The organism is Sphingomonas azotifigens NBRC 15497 (genome assembly GCF_002091475.1).
GTDB lineage: Bacteria > Pseudomonadota > Alphaproteobacteria > Sphingomonadales > Sphingomonadaceae > Sphingomonas > Sphingomonas azotifigens.
In genome coordinates this window covers 65,246-81,898 of the sequence record NZ_BCTR01000003.1, presented here as the reverse complement: position 1 = coordinate 81,898, position 16,653 = coordinate 65,246, and the positions used below count along the sequence as shown (strand labels likewise).

The following is a 16,653-nucleotide window of genomic DNA, read 5'->3' as shown; positions in this document are numbered from 1 at the left end:
AACCGAGTTGACGGACGACCGCAGATCCGGAAGGGGCGCCGCGATTCAAGCAGGGCGCAGAACGTGAGTGGAAGGTCGACCAACGGGCGCTTACGGTTTGCGCCGTGCGCCGCAGGCGAAGCATTGGTACATCCCGCTAGCCATCGGCGGACCGCTGCGGTGTTGCATGTCGCGGCGCCGGCGACCGGGCTTCAACGGGAACAGCCGGACATGCCGTCGGCACATGACAACCTGTGCGCAGTGCACGCGATCCGCGATCTGACGGGTCGGCGCGCGGCATGAAGGCCGGGCTCGTGGCACGCCATTCCGGCCGCGCCATCGTCTTGACGATCGCGACGGCCGTCGTCCTCGCGCTGTGCGTGTTCACGTCCGACATGCCCAATGCGATGCACGGCACGGCGACGATCTTCTACCTGACCGCGATCCTGCTGGTCGCCCGTACCCGACTGCCGCGCATCCTCGTCCTTGCCGGGGCAGCCTGTGGCGGGCTGACCCTGATCGGCTGGATCCTGCTGCACTGGGGGACGGCGCTTGGCCAGGCGGACCTGCACCATGTGCTCAGCCTGGCGGCAGTCGCGCTGACCACTCTGCTGGTGACGGGCCACCACAGCGCGCAGGCGCCGCTCGAGGAGCAGGCCCGCATCCTCGAACTGACCCACGACACGGTGATCATCCGCAATGCCGAGGACGTGATCGTCTATTGGAATGCCGGTGCGGAGCGCCTCTATGGCTGGTCGCGCGAGGAAGCGTTGGGCCGCCGGTCGCAGGAAATGCTGGGCACCACCTTCGTTGCCGGCGACATGCCCGACCTGCTGGCGAGCGGCAGCTGGTCGGGCGAGATCGCGCGCCAGCGCAAGGAAGGCGATCGCATCCTGCTCGCCAGCCGCTGGTTCCCCCGCCTCGACGCCAAGGGTCGCCCGGTGGGAGTGATCGAGACCAGCACCGACCTGACCGAGGCCCGCCGCGCCGCGGCCGCGCGGCGGCTGTCGGAAGAACGCTACCGCGCCATCTTCAATGCCGCGTGCTTCCCGATCTGGGAGACCGACCTCAGCTGCCTGCTCGAAAGCGCCTCCCCGCATGCGCTGCGGTCCGGCGCGTTCGACATCGACCATATCGCCGCGCACGCCGTGGTGCGGAACGCCAATCATGCGGCGGCAACGTTGTTCGGGCTGGAAAGCCGGACGGCGCTGATCGGACGCTCGCTCGGCCCTTTCTATCCCCCGGACCAGGCCGACAAGATCCGCCGGATCTGGGCCGACCTGTATCGCGGCGCGCGACAGGTCGAGGAGGAGGTCCAGCTCGTCAGCGCCGACGGCCGCCTGGTCGACATCCTCCTCCGGCTGACCCTGCCCGACGGTGAGGATCCCTGGCGCCGCGTGCTGGTGATGGCGGTCGACATGACCGAGCAGAAGCGGGCGCAGGCGCGGCTCGTCCAGGCCCAGGCCGAGATGGCGCATGTCGCGCGTGTCACGCTGCTCGGCCAGCTCGCCGCGACGATCGCGCACGAGGTAAACCAGCCGCTTTCGGCGATCATCACCTATGCCAAGTCCGGCCGCCGCTGGCTGAAGCAGGAGACCGAGCAGGCGCCCGAAGTGGAGAACTGCCTCGATCACATCGTCGCCAGCGGCGCGCGTGCTGCAGACGTGATCGCGCGAGTCCGCACCATGGCGCGCAAGTCCGCACCGCAACAGGATCGGATCGACGTGCAGGATCTGCTCCATGACACGCTCGCGCTGCTGCAGGGCGATCTCCAGGCCAAACAGGTGACGGTCACCCTTAGGGTCCCCGCCAACCTGCCGCCGATCCGCGCCGATCGCGTGCAGATCCAGCAGGTGCTGGTGAACCTGCTGCTCAATGCCGAGCAGGCGATGAGCGACAAACCCGTCGGCCAACGCAGGATCTGCGTGGATATCGTCGAACGGGAGGGAAGCATCGTCCTCCACATCAAGGACAGCGGCTCGGGCTTCGAGGGCGACCCGGAACGGCTTTTCCAGCCCTTCTTCACCACCAAGGCACAAGGCATGGGCATGGGTCTCTCGATCTGCAGGTCCATCGTCGAGCAGCATGGCGGCACCCTTTCCGCTGCCAATGGGGCGGAAGGCGGCGCGGTGTTTCACTTCGCCCTGCCCGTCGCGCAGCAACAGCGGCAAGCGGATCGGGCCGCGTGACCAGCGATCACCCGTCCGGAAGCGTCGTGATCGTCGACGACGATGCCCAGGTCCGCGGTTCGCTGGATAGCCTGATGCGCTCCGTCGGCCTCACCGTACGTGCCCATGCGAGCACCGAGGCGTTTCTCCACGCCGGCCGTCCGGCCGGGCCCGCCTGCCTCGTGCTCGACGTGCAATTGCCCGGCGAGAATGGCCTCGATTTCCAGGAGCGGCTGGCCGAGCTGCAGCTTTCCATCCCGGTCATCCTCATCACCGGCCATGGCGATATCCCGATGACCGTTCGCGGCATGCGCGCAGGCGCGATCGATTTCCTGCCCAAGCCGTTCGACGACGAACAGATGCTGGATTCGGTGCAGATGGCGCTCGAACGCGACCGCCGGACGCAGCGCGCGGCACGCGAGCAAGCGGTACTCCAGGCGCGCTACAAAACGCTCACGCCGCGCGAGCGTGAGGTGATGGGGCTGGTCGTCGCGGGGCTGATGAACAAGCAAGTCGCGGCCCGCCTCTCGCTGTCCGAAATCACGGTGAAGATCCATCGCGGCAAGGTGCTGCGCAAGATGGAGGCACCGTCGCTTGCGGATCTCGTCCGCATGGCCGAGCAGCTGGCGGTGCGCGACGAAACCATCCACCGCTATCCTACGCCGGCTCGGGCCTGACCGAGACCAAGGGAGAGACGATGCAGCATCCTACCGTCATCGGGGTGGTCGACGACGACCCGGGCGTGCGCGGCAGCATCGACAGCTTCATCCGTTCCGGCGGCATGCGGACCATCGGCTTCGAAAGCGTGGAAGCCCTGCTCGCGTCGGGCGCCGAAGCCGAGCTGACCTGCATCGTGACCGATCTGCACATGCCCGGCCTCTCCGGCCTGCAGCTGCAGCAGGAAATCGCCCGCCGTGGCTGGCCGCATCCGCTGATCGTGATGACCGCCTTCCCCACGCCCGAGGCACGGGCGCAGGCGCTGCACTGGGGTGCGGCCGCCTTCCTGACCAAGCCGATCGATCCCGATTGCCTGCTCGACGCGATCGAGTGCGCCACTACCAGGTAGGCGCACGCCGGCAGCCGGGGCCCGATACCTAGGTTTGTACGAAACCTAAGCATGATTCATCTCCGGGCGCTGCGTCGTCAGGGAATGCGAAGCCCCGCGCCACCCTTCCTTCCAGGCCTGGCGCCGGCAGAGCTTTTGGAGATGTCCATGACCAGTTTGAGCCCCTATGTCAGCGTGAACCCCGCCAGCGGCGAGACGCTGGCGACCTTCGCGCTGCATACCGACGCGCAGGTGGAACAGATCCTCACCTCGGCACATGCGGCCTTTCAGGGCGAATGGCGCGCGATGGGCGTTGCCGGCCGCGCCGAGATCGTCGGCACCACCGCCCGCCTGATGCTCGAGCGGATCGAGCATCTCGCCCAGCTGGCCACGCGCGAAATGGGCAAGCGCCTGCAGGAATCGCGCGACGAGGTGACGATCAGCGCCTCGATCCTCGCCTATTATGCCGCGCATGCGGAGCAGTTCCTGGCACCGCGCCCGATCGCTTCCGACCGCTTCGACGCGCATGTAGAGATCGCGCCGCTGGGCGTGCTGCTCGGCATCCAGCCCTGGAACTATCCCTATTATCAGCTCGCCCGCTTCGCCGCGCCCAATCTGGTGGCCGGGAACACGGTGCTGGTGAAGCACGCGCCGGGCGTGCCGCAATGCGCGCTCGCCTTTGCGGACCTGTTCATCGCGGCGGGCGCGCCGAAGGGCGCCTATACCAACGTGTTCCTGACCAACGACCAGGCAGGCGCGGTGATCGACGATCCCCGCGTGCAGGGCGTGGCGCTCACCGGATCGGAACGCGCCGGCATGGCGATCGCGTCGCGCGCCGGTGCCAACCTCAAGAAGTCGACCATGGAGCTGGGCGGCAGCGACGCCTTCCTCGTGCTCGAGGATGCCGACATGGACACGACGGTCCAGCTGGCGATCCTCGGCCGCATCGGCAATTGCGGCCAGACCTGCATCGGCGCCAAGCGGTTCATCATCGTCGGGGAGGGGCGCGCGCGCGCGTTCGTCGAAAAGCTCGACGCCGCGATGGGCCAGCTCGTCGCCGGCGACCCGATGGACGAAGCGACCAATTTCGGGCCGCTCTCCTCCCAGGCGGCGCTCGACCATATCCTCGACCAGATCGACACCGCCGTCCGCCACGGCGCCCGGCTGGTGCGCGGCGGCGCGCGGATCGACCGGCCCGGCGCCTATCTGGAGCCGACGATCCTCGTCGACGTCGCGCGCGACAATCCGGCCTATCGCGAGGAGTTCTTCGGACCCGCCGCCATCGTGCTCGCCGCGGCGGACGAAGACGAAGCGATCGCGATCGCCAATGACTCGTCCTATGGCCTGGGCGGATCGGTCTATTCGACCGACGCCGCGCATGCCGCGCGAGTGGCGAGCCGGATGGAGACCGGCATGGTCTTCCTCAACTACCCCAACATCAGTTCGCCCGAGCTTCCGTTCGGCGGCATCAAGCGCTCCGGCTATGGCAAGGAACTCTCGAGCTACGGCATCGAGGAGTTCGTCAACCGCAAGCTGGTGTGCAGCGTGAAGGGTACGCCTGAGGCCATGGTGGCCTGAGGCGCATCCGTCGGCCGGGTTGGGCGCGCCGCATCGCGTCCAGCCCGACCGGCCTCGTTCGACCGGTGCGCAATCGAAACCTCTGTATGATTCCGGGCCCATCCGCGATCCGCCATCCTCAGCACCGTGCACATGTCGGAGATCGCCGCTTGAAGTACCGCATCGCGCTTCCCGGATGGGGCTGCGACCGTCCAGCCATGGCGGTATCGCCATGGCGGTGACCGCGGGCGCTCCCGCCGACGCGGCGGCGCTGGGTACACCCCCACCGTTTCCCGGCTCGCCCTATGCGCCGCAGCACACGACGCGGCGGCGGCTCGCCTATTTCCTGTCCGCCGTCGCGCTCGGCTGCGTGATCAACCTCGGCAACGGCATCCTCAGCGCCAACCAGTCGGTGCTCGCCGGCGCCGGCGGCGACGACCTGACGACGACGGCGCTGCTGCCCGGCGTGTATGTCGGCTGCAACGCGGCGGCCAATCTCGTCCTGGTCAAGGCACGCGCGCAGTTCGGCATCCCGGCGCTCACCCGCGTCATGATGCTGTCCTACGCGATCGCAGCGCTGCTCGTCTTCTTCGCGCCGGGCACCACTACCGCGATCCTGCTGAGCGGCGTGTCCGGCACCGCGGCCGCCTCGCTGACCACCTTGTGCGTCTATTACGCGATGCAGGCGCTACCCGATCGGGTGAAGCCCGCCGGGCTGATCATCGGGATCGGCACGGTCCAGTTCGCCACACCGCTGGCGCGGCTGGTGCCGGTGGACGTGCTGGCGCAGGGCGGATGGCCCGCCTTCGCGATGATCCAGCTGGCGATCGCGCTGTTCGCGCTGGTCATCGTCTTCGCCTGCCCGCTGCCGCCGACCATCCGCGTGAAGATGTTCAGCGGCACCGACCTGCTCACCTATGGGCTGATGCTCGGCGCCAACCTGCTGCTGTGCATCACCCTGTCGGAAGGTCGCCTGCTGTGGTGGCACGACACGCCCTGGCTGGGGCTGACCCTCGCCGCGGCGCCGCTGCTCTACGCCGCCGCGCTGTCGATCGAGCGGGTGCGACGCGTTCCGATGCTGCGGCTGCAATGGTTCGGCACGGGAACCATCCTCCGCTTCGCCGCGGTCGCAGTCATCATGCGGCTGGCACTGGCGGAGCAGTCGTTCGGCGCGGTCGGCCTGCTCGGCAGCGCGGGACTGAGCAACGACCAATATCATCTCCTCTATGGCTGCATCGTGCTCGGCGAACTCGCCGGCATCGTTGTCGCCGTCGTCACCGCCTCGGAGCGGCGGATCCCCTATCAGGTGCTCGTCGCCGCGCTGGTGATCGCCTATGGGGCGTGGCTCGATGCCGGATCGAACGACCTTACCCGGCCCGGCGAACTGATCTTCAGCCAGACGCTGATCGCCTTCGGCACCACCCTGTTCATCGGGCCGACCCTGATGTTCGGCGCCGCGGCGATGCTGCGGCGCGGGCCCGACTATCTGATCAGCCTGGTCGTGCTGTTCAGCGTCAGCCAGAACATCGGCGGTCTGGTCGGGTCGGCGCTGCTCAGTACCTATCAGGTCGCGCGCACCAAGACGCACGCGGCGGCGCTGATGGAGGGAATGCGCACCGGCGACCCCAGCATCACCGACCGGATCGCCCAGGGCAGCCATGCGCTCGCCGGCACGCTGCAGGATCCCGGCGCGCTCGCCGCGCAGGGCGCCGGCCGGCTGGGCCAGGCGGTCGGCCGGCAGGCGGCGGTGCTCGGTTTCCTCGATGCCTTCACGCTGGTGATGCTGGTCGCGCTCGTCGGGGCCGCAGTGATCGCCGCCGGCCTGCTTCGCCAAAATTTCAGGGAGCGCCGATCGGCGCAGTTGGGAGCTCGTTCATGAACGCCGCCACCGCCACCGCGGACGCCGAAGGCACGCCGCCACCGCCGGCCACCTGGCACCCCGCCCGTCGCGGGCCGCTGGTCGTCGCGCTGCTGCTGCTCGCCGCGCTGCTCGCCGCCTGCGCCGTGCTCTATGCGTGGCAGCTGCCGCCCTTCCGCAGCGGCGAAGTGACCGACAATGCCTATGTCCGCGGCCGCACCACCGTGATCGCCCCGCAGGTCAGCGGCTATGTCAGCGCCGTCCTCGTCCGCGACTATCAGCAGGTACGTAAGGGCCAGGTCCTCGTCCAGGTCGACGATGCCATTTACCGCGCCCGCGTCGCCCAGGCCCAGGCCAATCTCGACGCGCAGGAAGCCGCGCTCGCCAACAGCCGCCAGGCGCATGCCGCGCGCACCGCCGACGTAAGCGCCCAGGCGGCCGGGCTCGGCAGCGCCCAGGCCCAGCTGCAAAAGGCCCGTGCCGACATGCGCCGCGCCGAAGACCTGGTGAAGGACGGATCGATCTCGCGCCGCGAATATGACCAGACCCTCGCCGCGCTGAAAGCCGCCACCGCGGGTGTCGAGCAGAGCCGGGCGGCCGGCAATGTCGCGCAGGAGAATGTCCGTACCGTCGATGTCGGCCGTGGCGGCCTGGTGGCGCAGGTGGAGGCGGCCCGCGCCGCGCTGCGGCTGGCGCAGATCGATCTGGAGCACACCGTGATCCGCGCGCCCGATGACGGGCAGGTCGGCGAGATCGGCGTGCGCCTCGGCCAGTTCGTCACCAACGGCACCCAGCTCTTCTCGCTGGTGCCCAACGACCATTGGATCATCGCCAACTACAAGGAAGACCAGATCAGCCGCATCGCCATCGGCCAGCCGGTGAACATCCGCGTCGATGCGCTCGGCGGCGCAAGGCTGACCGGCCATGTCGCGCTGCTCGCACCGGGCACCGGTTCCGAATTCGCGGTACTCAAGCCCGACAACGCCACCGGCAATTTCGTCAAGGTGCCGCAGCGGATCGGCGTGCTGATCCAGGTCGATGCCGGGCAGGCGCTGGCGGCACGGCTGCGGCCGGGCATGTCGGTCGAGACCCATGTGGAGACCCTCCGGTGAAGCGCTGGCCGCTGCTGCTGGCACTTGCCGCCGGCGCCTGTGCGGGGCCCCGCCCGCAGCCGCCCCAGGCCGCCGGCATCACCGCGCCGGCCGGCTGGCGCGACGGCAATCCGACCGCGACGGAGCAGGTCGATCCGCAATGGTGGGCCAGCTTCGGCGATCCCGTGCTCAGCGACATCGTCCGGCAAGCACTGGCCAACAACACCGATGTCGCTACCGCGGCGGTGCGCGTGGAGGAAGCCCGTGCCCGCCTGCGGCTCGCCACCGCGCAACAGCTGCCGAACGTCTCCCTCGCCGGCGGCGGCGTCCGCGAGCGCTATGTCAATCCGTTCGGCCAGGCGGTGGAGGCCTGGGCCGGCCAGGGCCAGGCGAGCGTCGCCTATGATCTCGACCTGTTCGGACGGCTCCGCACCGCCTCGGCCGCCGCCCGCGCGGCGCTGCTCGCCAGCGAGGATGCCCGCGAGAGCGTGCGGCTCGCCGTCGCCGCTTCGGCCGCATCGGGCTATATCCAGCTACGCGCGCTCGATGCCCGGCTCGCCGTGCTCAAGGCGACGCTCGCCGCGCGGGAAGACGCGCTGCGCCTCGCCCGACGGCGCAGCGATGCCGGCTATTCGACCGCGCTCGAGCTGCGCCAGGCCGAGGCCCAGCGCGATGAAACCGCGCAACTGATCCCCGCCACCGAACTGGCGATCCGCCAGCAGGAGGACGGCCTGTCGCTGCTGCTCGGCACGACGCCCGGCGCCATCCCGCGCGGTGCCCCGCTGGAATCGCTCGCGCTGCCGGGCCCCGCCCCCATGCTGCCGGCCACGCTGTTGCGGCGACGGCCGGATATCGCCGCCGCCGAACAGCAGCTGGTCGCCGCCGACCGGTCGCTGGATTCCGCGCGCGCGGCCTTCCTGCCGGGCGTCCGGCTGAACGGCGACGGCGGCTATGTCGCCTCGTCGCTGCTGCTCAACAATCCGATCGCGGTGTTTTCGCTCGGCGGATCGGTGTTCCAGCAGTTGTTCGACGGCGGACGGCTGCGCGCGCAGCAGCGCGGCGCCGCCGCCCAGCGCGACGAGGCAGCCTTCGCCTATCGCGCCGCCGCGCTGCGGGCCTTCCGCGAGGTCGAGGACGCATTGGCCGCGATCGACAAGACCCAAAGCCAGGAGGCACTGCTGCTGCGCGAGCGCACCTCCACCCAGGCGCTGCTGACGCTGGCGACCAAGCGCTACCGCGAAGGCTATGCCCCCTATCTCGACCAGATCGATGCCGAACGCACCCTGCTCGGCACCGACCTGTCCGTGGTCCAGCTGCGTGCCCAGCGACTGACCGCCGCCGTGTCGCTCTACCAGGCGCTCGGCGGCGGATGGTCCGAACAGACCACCGCGCCGCCCCGATAGCCTTCCGTTCGGGCGACCACATACAGAAGTGTGATTCCAGCGCGCGCTGGGCCCGCGCTAGATCTCCGGCGGTCGGCGGGAAGGCCCGCGGCACGCATCAGCAATGCGGCCGTACCCATTGTCTTCAACGCCCAAAATGGCTTTGCAACGAAAGGTATTCTCGATGCTGAAAGGCTTCACGGTCCCGCTGACGCCCACCGGACAGTCCTCCCTCGTCAGCACGCCGCCATGGTATTATTCGAGCGACTGCATGGCGGTCGAATATTGGGCGGACCCCGCAGCGCTGGCCGAGTTCCTGCCGGACGGCGTCGAGCTGGACGCGGAGTCGAATGGCCGCGCGATGTTCTCGTTTCTCGACTGGCAGTTCACCGCCTCGAACGACGAGCTCACCGATCCCGCCCGCTACCAGTATCGCGAGGCATTCCTGCTGATCGAGGCGCGCTTCGAAGGCATGCCGATCAATTACTGCCCCTTCATCTTCGTCGACAATGACTCGGCGATCGCGCGTGGCTGGGCCCAGGGCTTCCCCAAGCGGCTGGCCTCGGTGTTCCAGACCCGTAGCTTTGCCGCCCCAGGCCCGGCCGCAGCGCCGCTCGCGCCCGGCAGCCGCTTCGGCGCCAGCATCTCGGCCCATGGCGAACGGCTCGGCACCGCGCGCGTCCAGCTGGAGGAACCGGTGGCGGATCCCACCACCGTGTTCAACCGCCCGACCGTGATGCGCCGTTATTTCCCGCAGCTCGCCGGCGCTCCGGACGCCAAGGCGCCGGTGAACGAGCTGGTGCTGTCGGTCACCGACGACGCCGCGATCGTCAACCTGTGGACCGGCTCGGCCGAGCTTTCGATCCCGGAAGTCGCCGGCGAGGAAATGCACCGGCTGGCGCCGCTGCGCATCGGCCGCGGCTTCCGCTTCGGCATGGCCTATACGGTCACCGACCTCAAGATCCTGCGCGACTACAACGCCTGAGCGGCGTTCCCGACAAACCCACAGAAAGGATCGCACATGGGCAAGACGGCGGCGGACTATATGACGGACGTGCTCACCCAGGCCGGGGTGAAGCGCATCTACGGCGTGGTTGGAGATAGCCTCAACGGCTTCACCGACTCGCTGCGGCGGCAAGGCACGATCGAATGGGTGCATGTCCGCAACGAGGAAGGCGGCGCCTTCTCCGCCGCCGCCGAGGCGCAGCTGACCGGGGAACTCGCGGTGTGCGCGGGCAGCTGCGGCCCGGGCAATCTCCATCTGATCAACGGGCTGTTCGACGCCCACCGCAGCGGCGCGCCGGTGCTCGCCATCGCCGCGCATATCCCGAGCAGCGAGATCGGCATCGACTATTTTCAGGAAACCCATCCGCAGACCCTGTTCAAGGACTGCAGCCATTATGTCGAGCTGGTCTCGCACCCCGCGCAGCTCCCCCAGGTGCTGCTGCGCGCGATCCGCGTCGCGGTCGCCAAGCGCGGCGTCGCGGTCGTCGTCCTCCCCGGCGACATCGCGCTGCAGGCGCTGGATCACGACGTGCCGGGGATGCTGGTGCCGCCCAGACCCGTCGTTCGGCCCGCCGACGCGGATCTGCAGCGCCTCGCCGACCTGCTCAACAGCGGCAGCCGGGTGACGATGCTCTGCGGCGCGGGCTGCGAGGGCGCGCATGCCGAGGTGGTCGCGCTCGCGCGCAAGCTGCAGGCGCCGATCGTCCACACGCTGCGCGGCAAGACCTTCATCGAATATGACAATCCCTATGATGTCGGGATGACCGGGCTGATCGGCTTCGCCTCGGGCTACAAGGCGATGCTGTCCTGCGACACGCTGCTGCTGCTCGGCACCGACTTCCCCTACCGGCAATTCTATCCCAAGGATGCGCGCATCCTCCAGGTCGATTTGCGACCCGAGGCGCTGGGCAACCGCGCGCCAGTCGAGCTGGGCGTGATCGGCACGGTGAAGGACACGCTCGACGCGCTCCTGCCGCATATCGCGGAGAAGGCGAATTCGGACCATCTCGAGGCGGCGCTTGCCGATTACCGCGCGGCGCGGGCGCAGCTGGATGCGCTCGCCGAAAGCGGACCCGACACCCCCAAGATCCATCCGCAATATCTCGCCCGCGTGCTTAGCGAGGAAGCGGCGGACGACGCGATCTTCACCTGCGACGTCGGCACGCCGGTCGCCTGGTCGGCGCGCTATCTGGCGATGAACGGCAAGCGGCGGCTGATCGGCTCGTTCAACCATGGCTCGATGGCCAACGCCATGCCGCAGGCGATCGGCGCGCAGGCGACCTATCCCGGGCGGCAGGTCATCTCCTTCTCGGGCGATGGCGGCTTTGCGATGATGATGGGCGAGTTCGTCACGCTGATCCAGACCGGGCTGCCGGTGAAGGTGGTGGTGCTGAACAACGGCACGCTCGGCTTTGTCGAGCTCGAGATGCGCGCCCAGGGCTTCCTCCCCGAAGGCGTCGGCCTCACCAACCCGAGCTTCGCGGCGATGGCCGAGGCGATGGGCGTGAAGGGCATCCGCGTCGAACGCCCGCAAGAGCTACGCGCGGCGGTGCAGGCGCTGCTCGCCCATGACGGCCCCGCCCTGCTCGACGTGGTCAGCGCTCGCCAGGAGCTGATCATGCCGCCGACGATCACGTTGGAAGAGGTCCACAAGTTCGGGCTGTTCACGCTGCGCGCGGTGCTCGACGGCCGCGCTGGCGAACTGGTCGACCTCGCCCGCACCAACCTGCGGCTCTGACCTTCGCCGAGAACGGGGCTCTCTGCGTCCAACGCCACCGGGCGGACGGGCGCAGCGGCCTCGTTCGCGCTGCGTCACCCTGGCGTCGACGCTGCCGCGTCCCCGCCGATCCAGGCATCGAGCAGCGCGCGGTGCTCGACATGGGCACGGGCGTCCCGGCCAGCCGGCCCGATTTGCGCGATCACATAGCGCTCCGCCAGGATCGCAAGCCGCTCGACCAACTGGGTGGTCAGCAGCCCGTAGCGATTGCCGATCCACGCCTTACCGGCCTCCGGCTTGGGGGCGACGGGTGCGTGCATCAGCGGGCGCCTTCGGTTTCGGGGTCTCCGCCGAGCGCGCGGAACAGCGCGGCGGCCGCCGCCAGTTGCTCGCGTCGGGCCACGAGCGCCGCCTGCCGCGCCGCGTAGGTTGCCCGTTGCGCATCAAGCAACTCCAGGCGGCCGGTCTGGCCAGCGCGATAGCCAAGATCGGCCAGCTGGAGGCGGCGCTCCGCCTGGGACGTCGCGGCATCCATCCCGGTCAGCTGCGCGGCATAAGTCGCCTGCGCGGCGAGCCCGTCGGCGACCTCGCGGAAGCCGGTCTGGATCGCCTTCTCGTAGGTCGCCACCGCGATCGAGGTCCGGAGCCTCGCCAGGTTGAGGGTGCCGCGCAGTTCACCGCCCCGAAAGATCGGCAGGCTGATCGCGGGCGCATAGGACCAGGAACGGTTGGCGCCCTGGAAGAGGTGGTCGAGCGCGAGGCTGGCGAACCCGAAGGCACCGGTGAGCGAGATGCGCGGGAAGAACGCCGCGCGCGCCGCGCCGACATCGGCATTGGCGGCACGCAATTCCTGTTCGGCCTGGACGATATCGGGCCGCCGGAGGAGCAGGTCCGATGGCGTTCCCGCCGCGAGCCCGGTGCGGATCGGTTGCGCCGCCAAGGGGCTTGGCGGCGGCAGGTCGGCCGGAGGCGGTGCGCCTATCGCAAGCGTCAGCGCGTTCGTCGCCTGCGTCGCTTCGCGCTCGCGCTGCACCAGATCGGCCTGCGCCTGTCGCACCTGCCCTTCGGCCTGCGCCAGATCGGCGCCGCTCGCTTGCCCGGCCGCGTGGCGCCGCCGGGTTATGTCGAGCGAAGCGCGCCAATCCTCCAGCGTCGCGCGGGTCAGCGCCTGCTGTTCGTCGGCGAGCCGCTCGTTCCAATAGGCGTCGGCGACGGCGCCGATCACCGCCAGCCGCACCGACCGCCGCGCCGCGACCGAGGCGAGCCAGCGGTGGAACGCCGCCGCATCCAGCGCGCGCAGCCGGCCGAACAGGTCGATCTCGAAGCTGGTCAGCGCCGCCTGTGCGCTGAACTGGCCGAATTCGAACCCGCTGGCGCCGCTGCCCGCGCCGGACGCGAGGCCGACGCCCGCCCCTGCGACACTGGCGGGCTGTCGCTGGCGGGTATAGCCGCCGTCGAGATTGATTGCGGGCAAGGCCTGCGCGTGCTGGATCCGCACCTGGGCCCGCGCCGCCTCCGCATGCAGCGCCGCGATCCGCAGGTCGCGATTGGAATCCAGCGCCAGTTCGATCAGCCGCTGCAGCCGCGGATCGCCGAACATGCTGCGCCATGCGGGAAGCGCCTCCACCCCATCGGCAGCAGGATAGGCAGCGGCTACCGGCGCAGCCGGCAGGCTGAGCTTCGGCGTCATCGAACAGGCGGAGGCCGCCAGCAGCAGGGGAAGCGCCCGAATGCGCATCGTCACGCCTCCCGGCCCGTTCCGCGGGTACGCCAGCGCTCGGCCAGCCCCACCACAACCACGAAGAATACGGGCACGAAGATCAGCGCGAGCACGGTACCCGTGATCATGCCCCCGAACACGCCGGTGCCGATCGCATGCTGCGTCTCCGCGCTCGGCCCGCCCGCCAGCATCAGCGGCACGACGCCCAGCGTGAAGGCGAGGCTGGTCATCACGATCGGGCGCAGCCGCACCCGCGCCGCGGCGATCGCAGCCTCGACCAGGCTGCTGCCGGCCGCGCGATACTGCTTGGCGAATTCGACGATCAGGATCGCGTTCTTGGCGCTCAGCCCGATGATGGTGATCAGCCCGACCTTGAAGAACACGTCGTTCGACATGCCCCGCAGCGCCACCGCGGACACTGCGCCGATCAGGCCAAGCGGCACCACCAGCATCACCGCCACCGGGATCGACCAGCTTTCGTACAAGGCTGCCAGCACCAGGAACACGACCAGCATCGACAGCAGGAGGAGCATCGGCGCCTGCGCGCCGGCGTCGCGCTCCTGCAGCGACTGGCCGGTCCATTCGATCGCAAAGCCCGGCGACAACTGCGCCGCAAGTGCTTCCATCTCGCGCATCGCCTCCCCGCTCGACGTACCGGGGGCGGCGCTGCCGGTGATGCTGACCGAAGGATAGCCGTTATAGGTCGAAAGCTGGAGCGGACTGGTGCTCCAGACCGGCGTCACCAGTTCGGCGAGCGCGACCGTCCTGCCCTCGGCACCGCGCACCCGCAACCGCAGCACGTCGTCCAGGTTCATGCGATCCTTGGCATCGGCCTGCACGATCACCTGCTGCAGCCGCCCCTGGTTGGGGAAGTCGTTGACATAGCTGCTGCCGAGCGCCGTGCCGATCATGTCGCTGATCGACGCGAACGACACGCCGAGCGCGCGCGCCTTGGCGCGGTCGACGTCCAGCCGCACGCTGGTGCCGGCGGGCAGCCCCTCGGCATAGACGTTCGCCAGCTTGCTGCTGCGCGCCGCATAGCCGAGCAGCAGGTCGCGCGCGGCGAACAGCGCCTGCCGCCCCTTGCCCGCGCGATCCTCCAGCCGCAGCGTGAAGCCCGACGAGGTGCCGAGTTCGTCGATCGCCGGCGGCATCAGGTTCATCACCTGGCCTTCGTGCACCGCGCTTGCCATCGCGGCATCGGCGGCGGCGACTTCGCGGCGCACGTCGGTGCCGGCACGCGCGCCCCAGTCCTTCAGCATGGTGAACACCATCGCGGCGTTGGGGCCCGAGCCCGAAAAGCCGAAGCCGAGGATCGCCTCGGTGGTATCGATGCCGGGGCGGCCGTGCATGTGCCGCTCGAACGCCTGCACCGCCTCCAGCGTGCGGGCGGAAGTGGCGTCGGCGGGGAGCTGGAAGCTGGTCATGAAATAGCCCTGATCCTCTTCGGGCAGGAACGACGAGGGAAGGTTGAGCAAGGCCACGCCCAGCAGCGCGACGATGCCGGCGAACACCAGCATCATCCGCGCGCTCCGCTTCAGCAGCGCGCGCACCCAGCCCTGGTAGCGCCGGGTCGCGGCATCGAACTGCCGATCGAACCAGGCGAAGAAGCGGTGCTTGCGCGGTGCCTCGTCCAGCGGCTCGAGCAGCGTGGCGCACAGCGCGGGCGTGAGCGTGAGGGCGAGGAAGGCGGAGAACAGGATCGACACCGCCATCGCCATCGAGAATTGGCGATAGATGGTGCCCACCGATCCCGACGCGAACGCCATGGGGATGAACACCGCCGACAGCACGAGGGTGATGCCGATCACCGCCGGCGTAATCTCGCGCATCGCCCGGGACGTGGCGTCGCGCGGCGACAGATGCTCCTCGTGCATCAGCCGTTCGACATTCTCGACCACGACGATCGCATCGTCGACGATGATGCCGATCGCCAGCACCATGCCGAACATGGTGAGCACGTTGATCGAATAGCCCGCCGCCAGCATCACCGCGATCGTGCCGAGCAGCGCGATCGGCGCGACGATCGCCGGGATCAGCGTGTAGCGGACCTTCTGCAGGAACAGGTACATCACCAGGAAGACGAGCAGCATCGCCTCGGCCAGCGTGTGCAGCACCTTCTCGATCGAGATGCGCACGAACGGCGCGGTATCGAACGGCGCCGACCAGCTCATCCCCGGCGGCAGCGCGCGCGCCAGCTCGGCCATGCGCGCACGCACCGCCTGCGAGGTGGCGACGGCGTTGGCGCCCGGGCTCAGCTGGATCGCGGCCGAGGCAGCGACCTTGCCGGCCTCGCGCGTGGCGTTGCCGAAGCTCTGCCGGCCCAGCTCGATCCGCGCGACCTTGTCGAGCGTGACGCTGGACCCATCGGGATTCGCCTTCAGGATCACCCGGGCGAAATCCTCCGGCGTCTTGAGCTGGCCGTCGGCGGTGAGCGGCACCAGCACGCGCTGGCCGTTCGCCGTCGGCTCCGCCCCCAGCGCGCCGGGCGCGATCTGGACATTCTGCTCGGCGATCGCGGCCGTCACGTCGGCGGCGGTAAGGCCGAACCCGGCGAGCTTCGCCGGATCGATCCAGATCCGCATCGCCCGCTCCGCAGAGAAATTCTGGACGCGGCCGACGCCGGGCACGCGCTTCAGCTCGTCGACGATGTTGCGCGTCATGTAATCGGAAAGCGCGACCTCGTCCTGCCGCCCGTCCGAAAGCAGGCTGACGATCATCAGAAAGCCGGACGAGGCGGATTCGACCGTCACGCCGGTCTGGCGCACCACCTGCGGCAGCCGGGCTTCGATCGCCTTGAGCCGGTTCTGCACGTCGACCTGCGCCATCTCGGGATTGGTGCCCGGGCGGAAGGTGGCAGTGACCGTCGCCGATCCCGACGTATCGGCCGAGCTCTCGAAATAGAGCAGGTTCTTCACGCCCGAAAGCTCGCGCTGGATCAGCGAGACGACGCTGTCGTTCAGCGTCTGCGGCGTGGCCCCCGGGTAGCTCGCGTAGATGCTGACCGTCGGCGGCGCGACGCTGGGGAAGCGCGCGACCGGCATCTGCGGGATGGCGAGCACGCCCAGCAGCACGATCGCGATGGCGATGACCCAGGCGAAGACCGGGCGATGGATGAAGAACTGGGGCAT

General features: G+C 69.3%; 12 protein-coding genes. 9 read left to right on the top strand and 3 right to left on the bottom strand.

Annotated features, from left to right (window positions below; genetic code table 11):
• Positions 1-278 precede the first annotated feature (278 nt).
• The 9 genes from SAZ01S_RS02115 to poxB all read left to right on the top strand — a co-directional run bounded on the left by SAZ01S_RS02115 (position 279) and on the right by poxB (position 11,823).
• Positions 279-2,168 (top strand): PAS domain-containing sensor histidine kinase, encoded by a 1,890-nt coding sequence (locus SAZ01S_RS02115; protein ID WP_084579593.1) that lies wholly within the window; start codon positions 279-281, stop codon positions 2,166-2,168.
• On the top strand, positions 2,165-2,824 hold the full coding sequence (locus tag SAZ01S_RS02110) for a response regulator transcription factor (RefSeq protein WP_167693044.1): 660 nt from the start codon (positions 2,165-2,167) through the stop codon (positions 2,822-2,824). The genes SAZ01S_RS02115 and SAZ01S_RS02110 overlap by 4 nt, the downstream gene beginning before the upstream one ends.
• Positions 2,825-2,844: 20 nt before the next feature.
• Complete coding sequence (locus SAZ01S_RS02105) at positions 2,845-3,213, top strand: response regulator transcription factor (RefSeq protein ID WP_084579589.1); 369 nt, start codon at positions 2,845-2,847, stop codon at positions 3,211-3,213.
• Positions 3,214-3,360: 147 nt separating this feature from the next.
• Positions 3,361-4,770 (top strand): NAD-dependent succinate-semialdehyde dehydrogenase, encoded by a 1,410-nt coding sequence (locus SAZ01S_RS02100; protein WP_218018008.1) that lies wholly within the window; start codon positions 3,361-3,363, stop codon positions 4,768-4,770.
• 211 nt (positions 4,771-4,981) lie between these two features.
• Positions 4,982-6,628, top strand: a complete 1,647-nt coding sequence (locus SAZ01S_RS02095; protein ID WP_084579585.1) for a hypothetical protein — start codon at positions 4,982-4,984, stop codon at positions 6,626-6,628.
• Positions 6,625-7,719 (top strand): HlyD family secretion protein, encoded by a 1,095-nt coding sequence (locus SAZ01S_RS02090; protein WP_084579583.1) that lies wholly within the window; start codon positions 6,625-6,627, stop codon positions 7,717-7,719. The genes SAZ01S_RS02095 and SAZ01S_RS02090 overlap by 4 nt, the downstream gene beginning before the upstream one ends.
• Positions 7,716-9,101: an efflux transporter outer membrane subunit gene (locus SAZ01S_RS02085; protein WP_084579581.1), complete on the top strand. Its 1,386-nt coding sequence runs from the start codon at positions 7,716-7,718 to the stop codon at positions 9,099-9,101. The genes SAZ01S_RS02090 and SAZ01S_RS02085 overlap by 4 nt, the downstream gene beginning before the upstream one ends.
• Before the next feature lie 163 nt (positions 9,102-9,264).
• Positions 9,265-10,065 carry an acetoacetate decarboxylase family protein gene (locus SAZ01S_RS02080; protein ID WP_084579579.1) on the top strand — a complete coding sequence of 267 codons (801 nt, stop codon included), beginning with the start codon at positions 9,265-9,267 and terminating at the stop codon, positions 10,063-10,065.
• Positions 10,066-10,101: 36 nt separating this feature from the next.
• Complete coding sequence (gene poxB, locus SAZ01S_RS02075; RefSeq protein WP_084579577.1) at positions 10,102-11,823, top strand: ubiquinone-dependent pyruvate dehydrogenase; 1,722 nt, start codon at positions 10,102-10,104, stop codon at positions 11,821-11,823.
• 74 nt (positions 11,824-11,897) lie between these two features.
• Here poxB and SAZ01S_RS02070 read toward each other — a convergent pair whose 3' ends face one another.
• The 3 genes from SAZ01S_RS02070 to SAZ01S_RS02060 are packed head-to-tail and all read right to left on the bottom strand — an operon-like array spanning position 11,898 to position 16,653.
• Entirely contained in the window at positions 11,898-12,122 is a 225-nt protein-coding gene (locus SAZ01S_RS02070; protein WP_084579575.1) for a GntR family transcriptional regulator, read from the bottom strand.
• Positions 12,122-13,540, bottom strand: coding sequence for an efflux transporter outer membrane subunit (locus SAZ01S_RS02065; protein WP_084579573.1), 1,419 nt, complete (start codon positions 13,538-13,540; stop codon positions 12,122-12,124). The genes SAZ01S_RS02070 and SAZ01S_RS02065 overlap by 1 nt, the downstream gene beginning before the upstream one ends.
• 2 nt (positions 13,541-13,542) lie before the next feature.
• Positions 13,543-16,653 (bottom strand): multidrug efflux RND transporter permease subunit, encoded by a 3,111-nt coding sequence (locus SAZ01S_RS02060; RefSeq protein ID WP_084579571.1) that lies wholly within the window; start codon positions 16,651-16,653, stop codon positions 13,543-13,545.

Excerpts from the sequence above, each read along its gene's own strand:
- SAZ01S_RS02115 (WP_084579593.1), top strand. The coding sequence starts at position 279 with ATGAAGGCCGGGCTCGTGGCACGCCATTCCGGCCGCGCCATCGTCTTG.
- SAZ01S_RS02105 (WP_084579589.1), top strand. The coding sequence starts at position 2,845 with ATGCAGCATCCTACCGTCATCGGGGTGGTCGACGACGACCCGGGCGTG.
- SAZ01S_RS02100 (WP_218018008.1), top strand. The coding sequence starts at position 3,361 with ATGACCAGTTTGAGCCCCTATGTCAGCGTGAACCCCGCCAGCGGCGAG.
- SAZ01S_RS02095 (WP_084579585.1), top strand. The coding sequence starts at position 4,982 with ATGGCGGTGACCGCGGGCGCTCCCGCCGACGCGGCGGCGCTGGGTACA.
- SAZ01S_RS02090 (WP_084579583.1), top strand. The coding sequence starts at position 6,625 with ATGAACGCCGCCACCGCCACCGCGGACGCCGAAGGCACGCCGCCACCG.
- SAZ01S_RS02080 (WP_084579579.1), top strand. The coding sequence starts at position 9,265 with ATGCTGAAAGGCTTCACGGTCCCGCTGACGCCCACCGGACAGTCCTCC.
- poxB (WP_084579577.1), top strand. The coding sequence starts at position 10,102 with ATGGGCAAGACGGCGGCGGACTATATGACGGACGTGCTCACCCAGGCC.
- SAZ01S_RS02070 (WP_084579575.1), bottom strand. The coding sequence starts at position 12,122 with ATGCACGCACCCGTCGCCCCCAAGCCGGAGGCCGGTAAGGCGTGGATC.
- SAZ01S_RS02065 (WP_084579573.1), bottom strand. The coding sequence starts at position 13,540 with ATGCGCATTCGGGCGCTTCCCCTGCTGCTGGCGGCCTCCGCCTGTTCG.
- SAZ01S_RS02060 (WP_084579571.1), bottom strand. The coding sequence starts at position 16,653 with ATGCCCCAGTTCTTCATCCATCGCCCGGTCTTCGCCTGGGTCATCGCC.